This is a genomic window from Kribbella sp. NPDC054772 (assembly GCF_053611945.1).
This window is the reverse complement of record NZ_JBSHBJ010000014.1, coordinates 14,244-31,359: the sequence shown is the minus strand read 5'-3', so window position 1 is coordinate 31,359 and position 17,116 is coordinate 14,244. Positions and strand designations below refer to the sequence as shown.

The following is a 17,116-nucleotide window of genomic DNA, read 5'->3' as shown; positions in this document are numbered from 1 at the left end:
TCACACTCTAGAGCGTCCGCGCCCCGGCAGCAGAAGGGCGACGAGCGCACCGGCGGCCACGATCGCGGCGCCCGTCCAGACCGCGGGGACCAGACCGGCGGCGTACCGGATCGGGGACTCGTAGGAGCCCGCCGACGCGAACACCGAGGCCAGTACGGCGACCCCCATCGCGACGCCGACCTCGCGGATGGTGTTGTTCGTCCCGGACGCCACTCCCCGGTCGGCATCCGACGCGCTGCCCATCACCACGCTCGCACTCGGCGCGAAGGTCAGCCCCATCCCGATCCCCGCGAGGACGAACGGCACGACGAGTTCGCCGTACTGCGTGGTCGCGCTGGTGATCAGTGCGATCCAGCCGAGCGCCCCGGCCAGGAACACCTGCCCGACGGTGATCAGCAGTCGTGCGCCGACCCGGTCGACGATCAGACCGGCGATCGGGGCGACCACCAGCGGTGCCGCGGTCCACGGCAGCGTGCGGACGCCGGACTGGAACGGCGTGTAGCCCTGCACGACCTGGAAGAACTGCGCGAGCAGGAACACCGAGCCGAAGACGCCGACCGAGAACGTGAACGTGACGACGTTCACGACGCTGAACGAGCGGACCCGGAACAGGCGCAGCGGCAGCATCGGCGCCGCGGTCCGGTGCTCCCAGCCGATGAAGGCCGCCAGCAGTACGCCGCCTGCGACCAGCGAGCCGAGGACGTTACCCGACGTCCAGCCGTCGCCGGCTCCGTGCACGACACCCCACACGATCGACAGCACACCGGTGGTGGCCAGGACGAAGCCCATCAGGTCCAGCGACTTCGCCGTACCCTTCGACTCGGTCAGGACGCGCGCGGCGAGCAGGACGGCGACGACGCCGATCGGGACGTTCAGCCAGAAGATCCACTGCCAGTTCAGGCCGTCCACGACCGCGCCGCCGACCACCGGCCCGACGGCGATACCGAGACCGGAGATACCGCCCCAGATGCCGATCGCGGCGCTGCGCATCTTCTCCGGAACGGCGCCGGACAGCAGGGTCAGCGACAGCGGCATCACGGCCGCGGCGCCGATGCCCTGGATCGCCCGCGATCCGATCAGCATCCACGGCTCGGTCGCCAGCGCGCAGGCTGCGGAAGCGAGCGTGAACAGCGTGATGCCGGCCAGGAACACCCGGCGCCGGCCGAGCCGGTCACCGATCGCGGCCGCGGTCAGCAGCAGCGCGGCGAAGGCCAGCGTGTAGGCGTTCACGAACCACTGCAGGTCCGACAGTGACGCACCCAGCTCGGACTTGATCACCGGGAGTGCGTTGGTCACCACCAGGTTGTCGAGCGTGACCATGAAGGTCGGAATCCCCACCGCAGCGAGCACCACACCGAGCCCCCGGCTCCGCGCGGTCCGCGCTCCGTCCCTCTCCTCGAGAGCGGTCGATGTCATCTCTCTACCCCTTGTTGTAATTGACTGATAACAAGCTTGATGGCGAGAGTATGCATCCACTGATAACATGTCAAGGGACGGAAGGAGCGAGGGATGCCGGCAAGGGTTCGACTGACTGCAGCGGAGCGTGGCGAGGAGGTACTGCGGGCCGCGGTCCAGGCGTTCGGGCGGTCCGGGTACGAGGGCACCAAGACCGATGAGATCGCCCGGATGGCGGGGGTGTCACAGCCCTACGTGATCCGGCTGTTCGGGACGAAGCAGCAGCTGTTCCTGGCCGCCGTACAGAGTGTCTGTGAGCGGATCGAGCAGATCTTCCGCGAGGCCGCCGCCGAGACGCCCGAGCTGCCCGTCCTCGGCCAGAACTACGAGCGTCTCCTGGCCGAGCCCGAGCTGCTTCTGGTGCTCCTGCACGGCTTCTCCGCGAGCGGCGATCCGGCCATCGGCGACTGCGTCCGCGAACGCTTCGGCGGCATCTATCGACTGGTCCGCGAACTCACCGGCGCCTCAGCGCAGGAGGCCCGGGAGTTTCTGTCCACCGGCATGCTGATCACGGTCATGTCCGCGCTGCAGGTGATCGGCCCGAAGGCGATCCCGATGCCGTGGGCCGAGGAGATCACCGAGACACTCGGGCACGAGCACTAGTCCCCATCGAGCACTAGTCCCGATCGAGCTTCTGGCCGGCGGCGAACCAGATCGTCGCCGCGACCAGCGCCATCGCCGCGGCGACCACCACCAGCGACCCCCGCACGTCGGCTCCCTGAACCAGCCGCGCGGCCACCGCACCGACCACCACCAGCGACAAGGCGATTGCCGTCGGCAACCACCAGCGCCGGAGCGCCGCCGGCCGAATCCGCACGTACGACGGAACTTGCGCCGCGAACGCGGTGGCCAGGTGCACCACCACGAGCGCCATCGCGGTGAGCGCAAGACTCCAGCTGACCTCCCGCGGCGCCCGCAGCAACCACCCGACGCCGACGAGCAGCAGGAACGCCGCCGCGGCCGGTGAGTCGGGCAGCACGACGGTCGCCACCAGCAGCGGTACGCCGACGATCGGCACCAGGTCCATCTCGTCCCAGGACTGCAACGCCGGCACGACCAGCGCGACGGCTCCCGCGAGCGCGATCACCGAGCGCGCGATCCGCATCGCCCGCCCCGACGCCCGGAGCTGTTCGAGCCACAGGCTGATCCGTTCGGCGGCCGTCATGAGCGGATCCTCGGGGCCGCGGACAGCCGCGCCGCGTCCCGCAGTACCTCGTCCAAGGTCCCGGAACCGCTCCAGGGCACGGTCGGTACGCCGAGGTCGCTGAGGCGATCGAGATCGCGACGGCGCTCCAGCAGACGCAGGCGCCAGGCGAGCGGCCAGGACCGGGCGTCGTGCTCGTCGACACCGATGACGTCGGCGACGTCGGGTGGCAACGTGTCGATCGCGATCACCGTGCAGCCGGAGTGCACCAACGTGACGATGTAACCGAGCATGGTCTGCCGCAGCAGTGGGCTGAGGACCAGCACCAGGCTGTCCGACCGGATCCGGTTCCGCCGCGCGAGTTGTTCTTCGTCCTGCTGGCGTCCACGCCGATCGGCATGGACGAGGGTGTCCAGGATCCGCCGCAGATGTGCACGGCCGCTGCCCGATCGCACGCCCCGGAACAGGCTGCCGGTGTCGATCAGCCGCACCCGGTCGCCGTTCCGCAGGTAGTGCTCGGCGACCGCAGCGGCCGCCCGGACCGCGGTGTCGAGGCTCGAGGACCGGCCTTCGATCCCTTCGCTGATCCCTATCTCGCCGCCGGTGTCGACCATGATCACCACCTCGGTGTCGCGGTCCGACCAGGTCGACGTGACATGCAGCTCCTGTGTGCGCGCCGACACCGCCCAGTTGATCCGCCGCAGCCGGTCGCCGGTCCGGAACGGCCGCACGCCGGACAGCTCGGTCCCCTCGCCCGGTCGCCGCGAGCGGTGCAGCCCGACCAGACCGGCCGGTCGCGGCACCGAGTCCACCGCCTCGAATCCTTCGCGCAGCGGCAGGGTCTTCACCGCCTGCGACTCGGCCGACGTCATCGGCAGCCGGTACGCCCCGACCGTCGACGTCGCCACGACTGTTGGCCGCTCCAACGACCGCAGTCCCCAGCGTTTCGACCGTACGCCGACCTCCAGCGTCACGTCGCCGTCCGCGACCGGCTCCGCGATCGCCGCCTGCGGCGGGTCGTACTGGAACCACGCCGTCCGCGGCAGCGCCGCCACGACGAGGTCGATGTCCGGATCGACCGCCTCCGGAACCCGCAGCCGGTACGTCGTACCCTGCCCCTCGAACAACACGTCCGCGTCGAGCTCGGTGTGCACCTCAGGCCGTCCGCTGGGACGGAAGAACCTCCCCCAGGCCGCCAGGAACGCCAACGGCAGCCCGAACACGGCCGCATCCGGACGCCGGAACAGTACGGCGATCCCGAGCAGCACCGCAGCTACGCAGACCACCCGGATCTGCGCGTGCGTCGGCCGCCACCTCATGCGCCTGCAGCACCGGCAGCGCCGACCACGGTCGGCGGCGCCGCGACCGAACCGAGCACGGCCCGCACCACGGTCGCCCCGGTGACCTCGTGCAGCCACAGCTCCGGCCGCACCGTGATCCGGTGCGCCAGCGCCGGAACCGCGACAGCCTTCACGTCCTCCGGTACGACGTAGTCGCGGCCCTGGATCACCGCGTACGCGCGAGCAGTCAACAGCAACGCCAGCGAGCCTCGCGGCGACGCACCGACCAGCACCTGCGAGTCCCGTCGCGTGGCCGCGGCGAGGTCGACGCAGTACTGGCCGACGGTGTCGTCGACCGTCACCGTCTCGACGGCACGTTGCGCGGCGAGCAGCCCGGCGGCGTCCGTCACCGCGTCGACGGTCTGGTCCTCGCGGCGGCGGCTCATCCGGCGACGCAGGACCTCCCACTCCTCCGCGGGGCTCGGGTAGCCGAAGCCGATCCGCAGCATGAAGCGGTCGAGCTGCGCCTCGGGCAACGGATAGGTGCCCTCGTACTCCACCGGGTTCGCTGTGGCGAGCACGTGGAACGGGGTGGGCAGCGGGAACGTCTGCCCCTCGACCGTCACCTGATGCTCCTGCATCGACTCCAGCAGCGCCGCCTGCGTCTTCGGTGGGGTTCGGTTGATCTCGTCCGCGAGCAGCAGGCCGGTGAAGATCGGGCCCGGCCGGAAGACGAACTCGGACTCCTTCTGGTCGTACACGAAGGCGCCGGTCACATCCGACGGCAACAGGTCGGGCGTGAACTGTACGCGGCGGAACTCCAGCCCCAGGGCCTGCGCGAAGGACCGCGCGGCCAGCGTCTTGGCCAGGCCCGGGTAGTCCTCGAGCAACACGTGCCCGCCGGCCAGGATGCCCGCCAGCACCAGCTCCAGCGCCTCGGCCTTGCCGACCACGGCCTGACTGACCCGGTCCAGCACCTGCCGGCTCAGCCCGGACACCTCATCGAGGGTCAGCTCGGTTTCGGTAGCCGTATCGCTCACGGGATATCCCTCACAGATTCTCGATGGTGTGAATCGCGTACTCGATGTCGTCGAGGGACGCGGTCCGTTGGTCGTCACCGGTGACGAGCTGCCAGAGCCGGTCGCCGGCGATCGCGCGGGCCCGCTCCGGCTCGCGCTCGGGGTCGATACCGTGCCGGTGCACGAGGCGGTCGGTGGTCAGCTCGAGCAGCAGCGGCCGGACCCGGCGCGCGAACGTCCGCGACCCCTCACCGGCACGCCGTTCACGGCTGGACTCCTGCAACCAGGTGGCGATGAACTGGGTCCGGTTGTCGTTCGTCCGGACGCGCAACGCGGCCAGCCGCTCGTCGTGGCGGCCCGGCCAGTTCGTCTCCAGCACCTGAGGCAGGAGCAGCCGGATCGCCAGCGACCCGACACCGACCGCGAGCGCGGCCACCACGAACCAGAGCGGCTTCGGCGCCATCCCGGCGGCACCGAGAACCCCCACCAGCAACAGACTCCCCAGCACGGCCAGACCGACATGCTGCACGAGCAACTTGTTCGGCCGCAGCGAGCGGGACCGTTTCGCCTCGGGCGGCGGCCCCTTCTCCTCCAACGGCGTCCAGCGGTACGACGTCATCCGGACACCTCCGCCTGCTCGGGGCGGGCCACCGCAAGCTCCTCCCGCAACCGGAGCAACGCCGCGCGGGCCTCCGTCCGCGCCTGCTCGCTCGACCCGTGCCTGGAGTACCGCGCCTCGCGGTACAGCTCGCCGAGCCGGACCAGCTGCGGCTCGGAGATCCCGCCGACCCCGAGCACCCGCACGGTGAACTCCGCCGGCGTCTCGGCGGGCTCACGCGGTACGCCGGCCGACGCGGCCGCCTCCTCCAGCGCCACCCAGCACGCGACCACCGCATCCGTCGCCGTACCGGTGTCGATCCGGGCCAGGCCCGCGTCGACCGCCTCGACGAGTCGCTCGGTCTTCACCCGTTCCCAGTCGGTGTCCTCGTGCTCCGCCTTCGGCAACCGGATCTTGCGGACGACCCGGACGATCACCACGACGACGAAGATCACCACCGCCGCGACGAGCAGATAGGCGAACGCCTGCCAGAGCGCCTTCAGCCACTCCGGCAGCTCGGCCGGCTGGGCCTGGGCAGTGGGCGACCCGGTCGGGGCCGACGGTGCGCTCTGGGTCCGGGTGAAGGTCGGCAGTGGGCGCGGGCTGGACCGCAGCGTGCTGTCGCTGACCGGGCGCACCGGGCCGCCGGCTGACGCGAGCACGACGAAGCCGGCCACCGCGACCCCCACGGCCACGACAGCGGCCACCGCGAGCGCACCCCTACGCTGCGTCTGCATCCCGGCAGGCTACCCCCTCAAAAGCCAGTGTCCAGGAACGGAAGCCGAGATGTGGAAAACGCTTGCGCTGTCGCGGCCAACGCACCGGACGTGTGTTCGGCGACCAGACCGGCCCGGCCGAGCCTCGCCAGCGACGGGCGCCCGAGGTACACCGCGCCGAGGTCGCGGACGTCCAGCGTGAGATCCGCGTCCCGGGACACCGACTCACAGGTCGCGCCGTCCGGTCCGCCGGCCAGGTGCCAGCGGCCCGCGTTCCACGGCAGGAAGTCGTCGGCCACCTCGATCACGACGTCGATGTCGCGCGCATACGTCCGGCCCGCGAGCGCGCGACCGACGTCGACCGGCCGGACCCACAGGCCGTCGCGCGTGATCGGCGACGGCGCCCGCGGATCGAGCAGCAGATCGAGCAGCGGGTCGTCGGACGCGAGCATCGCGCATCGCGTCTGACTGAGCAGGTCCGGCTCGAGCAGGTACCGCCACAGCGCGGCATGCGACGCCAGATCCGAGGCGTGCACCCGCTGTACGTCGACGTACCCCTGCTCCGCGCGCTTCGTCCGGTAGTACGCGAACCCGGTCAGCTCACCGTCGCGCTCGGCCAGCACGCAGCGGAGCTTCGACGCATTCGCGGTGTTGCTCGAGAGGTTGTCGCTGATCGAGTACGCCTGCCAGCGCTTGTCGTGCTGGAACATGCCCGGTTGCTCCAGCGCGAGCCGATTCCGCAGCTCGGCGCAGCGGGCGAGGTTCTCCCGAAGGTCGACGTACCGGATCCGGACGTCGTCGATGCCCGCCACCGGGCGCAGGGTGCGAGACGCCTTGGGTACGACGATCTCCTGGTGGTCCGCCGCGAGTCCGTACCCGAACCGTGGATAGATCACCGGTTCGCTCGCAGTGAGCGCCGCCAGCGGTTCGCCGGCCTCGTGGACGGCGGTCAGCTGCGCGCGCATCAGGTCGCGCAGGATGCCGCGCCGCCGGTGCGTCGCCCGGACGCCAACCATCGTCACGCCCGCGACCGGCAACTGCCCGCCCGGCACCGACATCCGGTGCGAGAACGTGCCGGTGTGCCCGACGAGCTGGCCGTCGTCGATCGCGACGACACTGCGCTCGCGTTCCCAGATGCCCCGCTCGGCCTCGTACTGCGCATCGGTCCACGGCGAGGAGAACGCCATGTCCAGGAGCTCCAGGAGCTCGTCCCACTCGCCGGTGTACCGCCCGATCTCGATCGCCATGTCTTTTACCTACCAGACGATCGGGCCCTCTGGACTGATGAAAACCGTTTTCATATACTGAGGACATGACCGCCCAGGGGAAAACGCCGTTGTCCTTGCTGGCCGGGCTTTCCGCGACCTTGCGCGAGCCCGTTCTCGAGGCGATGACCGACGCCACCACAGTCGTGGTGACGGTCGCGCAGGACGAGTTGACCGAGCGCGGCGTGCTGTCGTGGCAGGTGCGGGACGCGTCCGGCCCGATCGACGCCGGCGAGTTCACGGTCGGCGACGACTGTGGCGCGTGCCAGTTGATCGAGTCGCTCGTGCCGCTGCTGGAGACCCTGGTCGCGCGGGCGCACTGGGATCACATCGTCCTCGCGGCACCGCCCGCGATGGAGGCCCGGCCGCTCGTCACCACACTCCTCACCGTGCTGCCGGAGATCGTCGTCGACACGGTCACCTGCGTCGTCGACGCCGTACTGCTGGTCGAGCAGTTGTCCGGTGACGAGCTGCTGGCCGAGCGCGGCCTGGCGCTCGGCCTGCCCGACCGGCGGAACGTCGCGGAGCTGACCGCGCGCCAGATCGAGTACGCCGACGTGTGCGTGCTGGCCAACGCCCACCGCAGTACGGCGGTCGAGCGGCTGGAGCACCTGCTGGAACACCTGAACCCGCGGACCTCGGTGCTGACGACAGACGTCGACGGCGTACCGGTCGGAGCCGTCGCGCGGACGGGACGGTTCGACTTCGACGCGGCGGAGGCGTGGGCCGGTGAGCTCGCGACGTCGGACCGGGTGCAACCGAGCGACGACGGGGTGACGACCGTGCTGTGGCGGTCGACCCGGCCGTTGCATCCGGCCCGGTTGAACGACGCCCTCGAGGACATCGTGCACGGCGTCGTCCGCAGCCGCGGCGTGGTCTGGCTGGCGAACCGGCCGACGCAGCGGGTCCGCTGGGAGTCGGCCGGGTACAGCGCGTCGCTCGGGATGCTCGGCGAGTGGTCGGACACCGAGCACCTCGCCGAGTGCACGGTCGTCGCGACCGGGATGGGCCTCGATCCGGCCCGCCTGCAAGCGGTCCTGGACGCCTGCCTGCTGACCGAGTCCGAACTGGCGAAGCTGGACTGGCGCGACCTCGAGGATCCGTTCGCAGGCGTGTTCTAACCGATCAGCGGCAGCCGGTTCGCGTGGGCGCCGAGCATGTCCAGGTCGTCCTCGTCGAGCGGCTCCCGGCCGGTCGCCTTCAGCACGTACGTCGTGGTGTCCCAGCCGATCACGTCCCACGCGTCCGGACCGAACAGGCCGTCCAGCGTGCGCGCGGTGACCTGCAGTCCCTCGGGGTCCGGCTCGGGTGCGTCCGGCAGCCCGACGATCAGATCCAGGTGATGGACCGTTGCCTCGAGCACCAAAGTGGCGACGAAGTCGAGCGCGGGCAGTACGTGTCCCTGGGTCTCGATCCGGTGCCCCTTGGCGGCCAGCCCCGCCGCCGCCGCCCGGACCGCGGCCTCGGACACCTCCCGCCAGTGCTGCACGAGCAGGCCGGGTCTGCGGTACGACGCCGCGACCCCGCGAACGAAGCTCGTATCACCGTCGGGTTGCGGCGGGAAGTCGGTCCAGTACGTGACGAAGTTGCGGTCGGGCTCGACCACCGCCGGACTGGCGAAAGCGATCAGTGCGCGCTCGGCGTCGTACAGGAGATGGACCAGGAGCGGGCCGACGGTCATGCCGGGGCAGCGGGTCTCGCGACGGAAGTCCGCCTCGCTCAGCCCCTGCACCGTCTCCGTCAGCCGCCCGTAGGCGCGCCCCAACGTCCCTGCCAGTCCACGCGGCAACGCCCCACGCTCGGGTGCCCTCATCCCGGCCCTCCTCGCTCTGCTCCTCCGAAGCTACCGCGAGTCGCGGACCTGCCCTAGGAACGAGCGGTGTCGAGGTGTGCGGCGGCGATCGCCTCGAGGTGGCTGAGGTCGGAGGCCACGGTCGCGAAGCTGTACCCCTGCTCCAGCCGCTGCTTCGCGGACTCGCCGTCGAAGGTGTGGATGCCTGCCGCGATCCCGGCCTCCCGCGCGGTCCGCGCGATCAACTCGACCGCTTCCTCGAACGGTCCCTCGACTGCCGGGTCGCCCGGGAAGGCGGCACCCAGCGCGAGGCTCAGGTCCGACGGCCCGACGTACACGCCGTCGAGGCCGGGGGTCGCGCAGATCTCGGCGACGTTCGCCAGGCCGAGCGGCGTCTCGATCATCGCCAGCACTACGGTCGCGTCGTTGCTCTCGGCCGGCACCGGCCCGATCCGCAACGCGGCCCGCATCGGACCGAACGACCGCACCCCGACCGGCGGGTACTTCGCCGCGCGCACCGCCCGCGCCACGTCGTCCGCACTGTCGATCAACGGCACGATCACACCGGTCGCACCGGCGTCCAGCGCCCGCCCGATCGGCGTCGGGTCGTTCGCCTCGACCCGCACGAGCCCGACCGACGGCCGCGGGCCGATCGCCGAACCCGCGTCGATCGCCAGCAGCCCGTTGACGAGCCCCTGATACCCGATCAGCCCGTGCTGCCCGTCCAGCACCACGTAGTCGTACCCCAACCGAGCAATCCGCTCGGCAGCCGGCGGCACGTCCAACGTGACCCAGTACCCGACGAGCCGTTCCCGAGCCCGAACCTTGCGCGCGAAATCGTTTGCATTCACGGTCCGCACACTATCTACACCGGCGGTACGCCGTGCCGTCGGTGGGAGAACGTCCGGTCTTTGGACTGGGCGGCGGCCAGGCGGGCGATCAGGTCGGTGCGTAGGCTTTCGGGTTCGACGATCGCGTCGATGACCAGGTCCGCGGCCAGCCGGAGGATGTCGATGTCGGTCTCGTACTCCTCGCGGAGCTTGGAGACGTACTCGACCCGCTCGCCCTCGTCGGCGATCTCCTGGATCTTGTTGTAGTACACGGCGTTGATCGCCGCCTCGGGACCCATCACCGCGATCTTCGCGGTCGGCAGCGCGACGCACGCGTCGGGCGAGAACCCCGGGCCGCACATCGCGTACAAGCCGGCGCCGTACGCCTTGCGGACGATCACCGACACCGTCGGAACGGTCGCCTCGGAGACCGCGGTGATCATCTTCGCGCCGTGCCGGATGATCCCGGCCCGCTCGACCTCGCTGCCGATCATGAACCCGGGCACGTCACACAGGTAGACCAGCGGCACGTTGAACGCGTCGCACAGCCAGATGAACCGCGCCGCCTTGTCTGCCGAGTCGACGAACAGGACGCCGCCCTTCACCGCCGGCTGGTTCGCGACGATCCCGACCACCTGACCTGCCAGCAGCCCGAACCCGACCACCAACTCCGGCGCGTACGCCGGCTTGATCTCGAAGAACGTGTCCGCGTCCAGGACCGCGTCGATCACGTCGTGGATGTCGAACCCGACGCTCTCCTCCGCCGGCACCAGATCCCGAGTGAAGTCCCGGGCCGGCTCCGAGGCGTCGTACGACGGGGGTCGCGAGCGCCACGAACCGGGCAGGTAGGAGAAGTACTGCTTCGCCAGCTCGATCGCCTCGGTGTCGTCGCTCGCCAGCAGGTCACCGCAGCCGGAGACGCTGGTGTGCATCCGGGCGCCGCCCATCTCCTCCAGCGTGACCTTCTCGCCGACCACCATCTCGGCCATCCGCGGCGAACCGAGGTACATCGAGGCGTTCCCGTCGACCATGATCACGATGTCGCAGAACGCCGGGATGTACGCGCCACCCGCGGCCGACGGGCCGAACAGGCAGCAGATCTGCGGGACCTTGCCGGACAGCGCCACCTGGTTGTGGAAGATCCGGCCCGCGCCGCGGCGGCCCGGGAACAGCTGCACCTGGTCGGTGATCCGGGCGCCGGCGGAGTCGATCAGCCAGAAGATCGGCAGCTCGTCGCGGAGCGCGACCTCGGTGATCCGGACGATCTTCTCGACCGTGCGGGCGCCCCACGAGCCGGCCTTCACGGTCGGGTCGTTCGCGACCAGCAGCGCCGGCCGGCCGTCGACGAGCGCGCGGCCGGTGACCACGCCGTCGGCCGGCAGGCCGGGGTTCAGCGCGTTCGCGAGCTGCGCGTCCTCGACGAAGCTCCCCTCGTCGACGAGCAGCGCGATCCGGTCACGCACGTACAGCTTGTTCTGACTCTGAAGCTTCGCGGCCGCCTTCTCCGGCGGGCCGAGTGTGGCTTCGCGGGCGACCTTGACCTCAGTCCAGTGATCGTGGGTCATGCCGTCATCATTCCACCGGGAGGCCGAGGGATCGCGCGATGAGCATGCGCTGCACCTCCGACGTACCCTCGCCGATCTCCAGGATCTTGGCGTCCCGGTAGAAGCGGGTGACCGGGTACTCCTCCATGAAGCCGTAGCCGCCGAAGACCTGGGTGGCGATCCGGGTGGCGGTCACCGCGGACTCGCTCGCATACAGCTTGGCAACGGACGCCGCCTGCTTGAAGTCGGCCATGGACGCACCGGCGTCCTTCAGCGCCGCGGCGCGGTAGACCAAAAGCTCGGTGGCGTCGGCCATCACCTTCAGGTCGGCGATCTGGAACGCCACACCCTGCTTGCGGCCGATCGGGCCGCCGAAGGTCTGCCGCTCACCGGCGTACTGCACCGACATCTCCAGGCACGCCCGGATGCAGCCGAGCGCGACGGCCGCGATCGCCACCCGCCCGTCGTCGAGCGTGGCCAGGAACTGACCGAAGCCCTTGCCGCGCTGCCCGAGCAGGTTCGCCTCCGGCACGCGGCAGTTCACGAACGTCAGCGGGTGCGTGTCACTCGCATGCCACCCGAGCTTGTCGTACGCCGCTTCCGCGATGAACCCCGGCGTACCGGTGGGGACGATGATCGTGGAGATCTCCGGCTTACCGTCCGCGCGCTCCCCGGTGCGCGCCGTGACCGTGACGCAGGACGTGATCGACGAGCCGGAGTTGGTGATGAACTGCTTCGAGCCGTCGATCACCCACTCGCCGCCGTCGAGCACCGCGCGAGTCTTGGTGGCGCCGGCGTCCGAGCCGGACTCCGGCTCGGTCAGCCCGAAGCCGGCCAGCGTGCGGCCCGCGACCAGGTCGGGCAGCCAGGTGGCCTTCTGCTCGTCGGTGCCGTAGGTGAGGATCGGGTTGATCCCGAGCCCGACCGCCGCCTCCAGGGTGATCCCCATCGACTGGTCGGCGCGGGAGATCTCCTCGATCGCCACGCAGAGGCTGGTGAAGTCGCCGCCGGCACCGCCGTACTCCTCCGGCGCGGTCAGCCCGAACAGGCCGAGCCGCCCCATCTTCTGCACGACCTCCACCGGGAAGTAGTGCTTGCGGTCCCACTCCGCGGCGTGCGGCGTGATCTCCGCCTCGGCGAAGTCCCGGACGCTACGGCGGAACTCCTGATGCTCCGCGGACAACTCGAACATGCGGCACCCCTTCGTGCTTGACGCTTACGTCAACGTAAAGCACGCTAGGCCCATGCACAACAGCCAGGTGCCGTCCGAGACCTGGTCGATCGCCGAGCTGGCCACCGAGTACGACGTGACCCTCCGCACGATCAGGTTCTACGAGGACCGCGGCCTGCTCACGCCCGAACGCCGCGGTACCGCGCGGGTCTACCACCCGCGCGACCGGGTCCGCCTCGGCCTGATCCTGCGCGGCAAACGCCTCGGCTTCTCGCTCGGCGAGATCGCCACGATCGTCGACATGTACGACGCCGAGCCCGGCGAGGAGGGCCAGCTCGTCTACCTGCTGGACCAGATCGCGCACCGCCGCGCCGAACTCGAGCAACGCCGCCAGGACATCGAGGACACCCTGGTGGACCTCGCCGAGGTCGAGGCCCGCTGTCAGGCCGACCTGGCCGCGCTGCGCACGCACTGAATCTCCCCCAGTACGGACGATAGGCACGCGGCGCTGCTGGTCTACCGTGTGATGCGGGGCCGCCGTCCACGAGGCGGAGGGGGAAAGTTCGTGAGCGAGACCGGCATGACAGCGCCATCATCGACCGGCACTGAGCAACCGGCGTACTCGCTGGATGCCGACGCGGTCATCACCGCGGCCGGGTCCGACGCGGCCGGTGGGTTGTCCGCGTCCGAGGCAGCCGACCGGCTCTCGTCGTACGGCCCGAACGAGATCGCGGCCGAGAAGCCGCCGTCGATCTGGGCCGTCGCGCTCGCCCAGGTCCGCGACCCGATGAACCTGATGCTGATCGCCGTCGTGATCGTCAGCCTGCTGATCGCCGAGGTCTCCACCGCGATCCTCGTCGCCCTGCTGATCCTGCTGAACATCGGGCTCGGCACCCGCCAGGAGCTGACCGCGCGGGCCAGCGTGGACGCGCTGTCCAAGATGCAGGTGCCGCAGGCCCGGGTGACCCGCGGCGGCGAGGTGACGATGATCCCGGCGACCGAACTGGTCCCGGGCGACCTGATCGAGGTCGAGGCGGGCGACATCGTGCCGGCCGACGGGCGGATCGTCCGGTCCGCGACGCTGGAGGCGCAGGAGGCGGCGCTCACCGGCGAGAGCGCCCCGGTCGCCAAGGACGCCGGCGCGCTCCCGGCCGGTGACGTCGCACTGGGCGACCAGACCGACATGCTGTTCCAGAACACCTCGGTGACCCGCGGCACCGGCACGATCCTCGTCACCGCGACCGGGATGCAGACGCAGATGGGCCAGATCGCGACGATGCTCACCTCGGTGAAGCGCACCCGGTCGCCGTTGCAGCGCGAGCTGGACTCGCTGACGAAGGTGCTCGCGATCATCGCCTGGGGCGCGGTCGCGGTGATCGTGATCGCCGGCCTGATCCGTGGTTTGCCGGGCAAGGACGTGCTGCTGCTCGGGACCGCGATGGCGATCTCGGCGATCCCGACCGGTATGCCGGCGTTCGTCTCCGGCCTGCTGTCACTGGGCGCGAAGGAGCTGGCCGCGTCCAAGGCGGTGGTGAAGAACCTCACCGACGTCGAGACGCTCGGTGCCACCAGCGCGATCAACACCGACAAGACCGGGACGCTGACGCTGAACCAGATGATGGTCTCCACGCTGTACGCGAGCGGATCCTGGTTCACCGTCGACGGCGAGGGCTATCGCAAGAGCGGCGCGATCCGTTCGGTGGCCGGCACCCCGGTACCGGACTTCAGCCGGCTCGGCCTCGGTCTGGCGCTCGACAGCGACGCGGTGGTCAACGACGACGGGTCGGTGATCGGCGACCCGACCGAGGCGGCGCTGGTGGTGCTGGCCGCGAAGCTCGGCATCGACGCGGAGCAGACCCGGCAGGCCTACCCGCGGCTGGCCGAGGTCCCGTTCGACTCCGAGTACAAGTTCATGGCGACGTTCCACCGGGCGACCGTCGACGGCGTCGAGCACCTCATCGAGCTGGTCAAGGGAGCACCCGACGTGGTCGTCGCGAGGTGCACCCAGGCCGGTGGTCCGTTGAGCGGCTCGCAGGTGCCGATGACGGAGGCGCGCGCCGGGATCGACGACGCCAACCTGAAGATGGGGCAGAAGGGCCTGCGGGTGCTCGCGTTCGCCGCCCGCCTGGTCGCCGACGACGAACAGGCCGCGATGACCAGCGATCCGATGTCCCTCACACAGGGCCTGTCGTTCGTCGGACTGGCGGGCATCATCGACCCACTGCGCTCGGAAGCCAAAGATGCCGTCCGTACGGCGCTCACGGCCGGCATCGACGTCCGGATGATCACCGGCGACCACGCGATCACCGCGCAGGCGATCGGCGGCGAGCTCGGGCTCGGCGCGGGCGCGGTCAGCGGCACCGAGTTGCAGGCGATGAGCGACGACGAGCTGAAGCAGCGGTTGCCGGATCTGCATGTGTTCGGGCGGGTCACGCCCCAGGACAAGTTGCGGCTCGCCAAGACGATGCAGGAACTGGGCCTGATCGTGGCGATGACCGGTGACGCGGTCAACGACGCGGCCGCGCTCAAACAGGCCGACATCGGTGTCGCGATGGGGACCGGGAGCGAGGTCACCAAGCAGGCCGCGCGGATGGTGCTCACCGACGACAACTTCGGCACCCTCGTGCACGCCGTGCAGATCGGCCGGCGCGTGTACGACAAGGTCGTGTCGTACGTGCGGTACCAGATGACGCAGCTGCTGGCGCTGGTCCTGCTGTACCTCGCCGCGACGGTGTTCGACATCAACCAGGGCGTGGCGATGACACCGTCGATGGTGCTGTACCTGCTGTTCGTCGCCACCGCGGTCGGCGTGATCATCATCGCGGTCGACCCGGGCGATCCGGACGTGATGCACCGGCCCCCGCGCGATCCCGGCGTACCGATCACGAACCGGGGCGCCGTGACGATGTGGCTCGGCTACGCCTTGGTGCTGTTCCTGGCCGCGCTGGGACCGCTGATCCTCGGACCGGACGACCCGAAACCCGACAGCGCCAGTACGTCGATGACGATGACGTTCGCCGTGATGGGTCTGGGGACGATCTTCAACGCACTGGTCAACCGGCGGGACCCGGCCAGCGGCCTGACCGCACCGATCCTGAAGGCCGTCGGGATCGGACTGATCTCGTTCGCCCTGCTCTTCCTGGGCACCCAACTGCCGACGCTCCAGAAGGGGCTGTCCACCCAGACCCTGAGCCCGCGCGAGTGGCTCGTCTGCGCCGGTCTGGCGGCGGTCCTGCCGATCGTCGTCGAGGTGGCGAAGGCGATCAGGAGGCGCCGGCACCCGCGGCCGGCGACGTTGAGCCCGGAGTACGCCGTCGCGCCACAACGTGCCCGTAGCGGGTCCGAGGTCAGGGGGAACGCATGACATCACGGGAAGAACGGATCGCCGATTTCATCGAGCCGTTCCGGGTCGAACCGGGCTCGAAGGTGAAGCTCGCCAAGGATTTCGACCCGTCCTTCAAGGGCACCGTCCGGTCCAAGAAGAAGGGCCGGCAACTGCTGGCCGTGGGGACCGACCTGCTGTCCGAGTACCAGGCCCGCCTGTACGCGCAGCACACCCACGGCGTACTCGTGGTCCTGCAGGCCCTCGACGCCGGCGGTAAAGACGGAACCATCCGGCACGTGATGACCGGGGTCAACCCGCAGGGCGTCGACGTGCACGGCTTCAAGGTGCCCACCAGCGAGGAGCTGGATCACGACTACCTGTGGCGCTACGGGCTGCAACTCCCCCGGCGTGGCGAGATCACCATCTTCAACCGCTCGCACTACGAGGAGGTGCTCGTCGTCCGCGTGCACCCGGAGCTCCTCGAGCGGCAGCACCTGGCCAAGAGCGCCCGCGGCAAAGGGGTGTGGCGACACCGGTTCCAGGAGATCAACGAATGGGAGCGGCACCTCAGCCGCAACGGCACCAAGATCGTCAAGCTGTTCCTGAACCTGTCCAACGAGGAGCAGCGGACCCGTTTCCTGCGGCGGATCGATCTCCCGGACCACAACTGGAAGTTCTCCTCGGCCGACGTCCGGGAGCGGGAGTACTGGGACGACTACCAGCGGGCGTTCTCGAAGATGCTGTCCAACACCAGCACCACGTGGGCGCCCTGGTACGTGATCCCGGCCGACCGCAAGTGGTACGCGCGGATCGCCGCGGGCGCGGTGATCGCCAACGCGCTGATGGAGATCGATCCGCATTTCCCGACGATCGACAAAGATGCCCGTGAGGCGCTCCTGGACATCAAGAAGACCCTCGAGGCCCAGTCGCCGGAGGGGGCGGCACCTGACCCGTTCGAAGCCGGCTAGGCCGCGACC

At 70.1% G+C, this 17,116-nt stretch carries 16 protein-coding genes; 5 read left to right on the top strand and 11 right to left on the bottom strand.

Features of this window, described 5'->3' with window-relative positions; all coding sequences use genetic code 11:
* Complete coding sequence (locus tag ACWGID_RS22080; protein ID WP_452199299.1) at positions 1–1,416, bottom strand: DHA2 family efflux MFS transporter permease subunit; 1,416 nt, start codon at positions 1,414–1,416, stop codon at positions 1–3.
* 93 nt (positions 1,417–1,509) lie between these two features.
* On the opposite strand from ACWGID_RS22080, the gene ACWGID_RS22075 reads away from it, so the two are divergent.
* Positions 1,510–2,058 carry a TetR/AcrR family transcriptional regulator gene (locus tag ACWGID_RS22075; RefSeq protein ID WP_452199297.1) on the top strand — a complete coding sequence of 183 codons (549 nt, stop codon included), beginning with the start codon at positions 1,510–1,512 and terminating at the stop codon, positions 2,056–2,058.
* A 13-nt stretch (positions 2,059–2,071) separates the two neighbouring features.
* On the opposite strand, the gene ACWGID_RS22070 is transcribed toward ACWGID_RS22075, so the two are convergent.
* From ACWGID_RS22070 to ACWGID_RS22045, 6 genes are read right to left on the bottom strand one after another with little or no spacing between them, the layout of a single operon-like run.
* Positions 2,072–2,620 (bottom strand): hypothetical protein, encoded by a 549-nt coding sequence (locus tag ACWGID_RS22070; RefSeq protein WP_452199295.1) that lies wholly within the window; start codon positions 2,618–2,620, stop codon positions 2,072–2,074.
* Entirely contained in the window at positions 2,617–3,918 is a 1,302-nt protein-coding gene (locus ACWGID_RS22065) for a DUF58 domain-containing protein (protein WP_452199293.1), read from the bottom strand. Before ACWGID_RS22065 ends, ACWGID_RS22070 begins: the two co-directional genes overlap by 4 nt.
* The gene (locus tag ACWGID_RS22060) at positions 3,915–4,919 is read right to left on the bottom strand and encodes an AAA family ATPase (RefSeq protein WP_452199292.1); all 1,005 of its coding nucleotides are present in this window, start codon (positions 4,917–4,919) and stop codon (positions 3,915–3,917) included. The genes ACWGID_RS22065 and ACWGID_RS22060 overlap by 4 nt, the downstream gene beginning before the upstream one ends.
* 10 nt (positions 4,920–4,929) lie before the next feature.
* Positions 4,930–5,517 (bottom strand): hypothetical protein, encoded by a 588-nt coding sequence (locus ACWGID_RS22055; RefSeq protein ID WP_452199290.1) that lies wholly within the window; start codon positions 5,515–5,517, stop codon positions 4,930–4,932.
* Positions 5,514–6,233, bottom strand: a complete 720-nt coding sequence (locus ACWGID_RS22050) for a DUF4129 domain-containing protein (RefSeq protein WP_452199288.1) — start codon at positions 6,231–6,233, stop codon at positions 5,514–5,516. Before ACWGID_RS22050 ends, ACWGID_RS22055 begins: the two co-directional genes overlap by 4 nt.
* A 17-nt stretch (positions 6,234–6,250) precedes the next feature.
* Positions 6,251–7,459 (bottom strand): GNAT family N-acetyltransferase, encoded by a 1,209-nt coding sequence (locus tag ACWGID_RS22045; RefSeq protein WP_452199286.1) that lies wholly within the window; start codon positions 7,457–7,459, stop codon positions 6,251–6,253.
* 65 nt (positions 7,460–7,524) lie between these two features.
* Between ACWGID_RS22045 and ACWGID_RS22040 the strand changes: the two genes are divergently transcribed.
* On the top strand, positions 7,525–8,598 hold the full coding sequence (locus tag ACWGID_RS22040; protein WP_452199284.1) for a CobW family GTP-binding protein: 1,074 nt from the start codon (positions 7,525–7,527) through the stop codon (positions 8,596–8,598).
* Here the strand turns inward: ACWGID_RS22040 and ACWGID_RS22035 are convergent.
* From ACWGID_RS22035 to ACWGID_RS22020, 4 genes are read right to left on the bottom strand one after another with little or no spacing between them, the layout of a single operon-like run.
* Positions 8,595–9,290, bottom strand: a complete 696-nt coding sequence (locus tag ACWGID_RS22035) for a maleylpyruvate isomerase N-terminal domain-containing protein (RefSeq protein ID WP_452199282.1) — start codon at positions 9,288–9,290, stop codon at positions 8,595–8,597. The genes ACWGID_RS22040 and ACWGID_RS22035 overlap by 4 nt on opposite strands.
* Before the next feature lie 53 nt (positions 9,291–9,343).
* Positions 9,344–10,120: an HpcH/HpaI aldolase family protein gene (locus ACWGID_RS22030; protein WP_452199281.1), complete on the bottom strand. Its 777-nt coding sequence runs from the start codon at positions 10,118–10,120 to the stop codon at positions 9,344–9,346.
* 14 nt (positions 10,121–10,134) lie between these two features.
* Positions 10,135–11,664, bottom strand: coding sequence for an acyl-CoA carboxylase subunit beta (locus tag ACWGID_RS22025; protein WP_452199280.1), 1,530 nt, complete (start codon positions 11,662–11,664; stop codon positions 10,135–10,137).
* A gap of 7 nt (positions 11,665–11,671) precedes the next feature.
* Positions 11,672–12,835: an acyl-CoA dehydrogenase family protein gene (locus ACWGID_RS22020; RefSeq protein WP_452199279.1), complete on the bottom strand. Its 1,164-nt coding sequence runs from the start codon at positions 12,833–12,835 to the stop codon at positions 11,672–11,674.
* A 52-nt stretch (positions 12,836–12,887) separates the two neighbouring features.
* On the opposite strand from ACWGID_RS22020, the gene ACWGID_RS22015 reads away from it, so the two are divergent.
* From ACWGID_RS22015 to ACWGID_RS22005, 3 genes are all read left to right on the top strand, one after another.
* Positions 12,888–13,289: a MerR family transcriptional regulator gene (locus ACWGID_RS22015; protein ID WP_452199277.1), complete on the top strand. Its 402-nt coding sequence runs from the start codon at positions 12,888–12,890 to the stop codon at positions 13,287–13,289.
* A 105-nt stretch (positions 13,290–13,394) separates the two neighbouring features.
* Entirely contained in the window at positions 13,395–16,178 is a 2,784-nt protein-coding gene (locus ACWGID_RS22010; RefSeq protein ID WP_452199275.1) for a cation-translocating P-type ATPase, read from the top strand.
* Positions 16,175–17,107, top strand: a complete 933-nt coding sequence (locus ACWGID_RS22005; RefSeq protein ID WP_452199273.1) for a polyphosphate kinase 2 family protein — start codon at positions 16,175–16,177, stop codon at positions 17,105–17,107. The genes ACWGID_RS22010 and ACWGID_RS22005 overlap by 4 nt, the downstream gene beginning before the upstream one ends.
* Positions 17,108–17,116 lie beyond the last annotated feature (9 nt).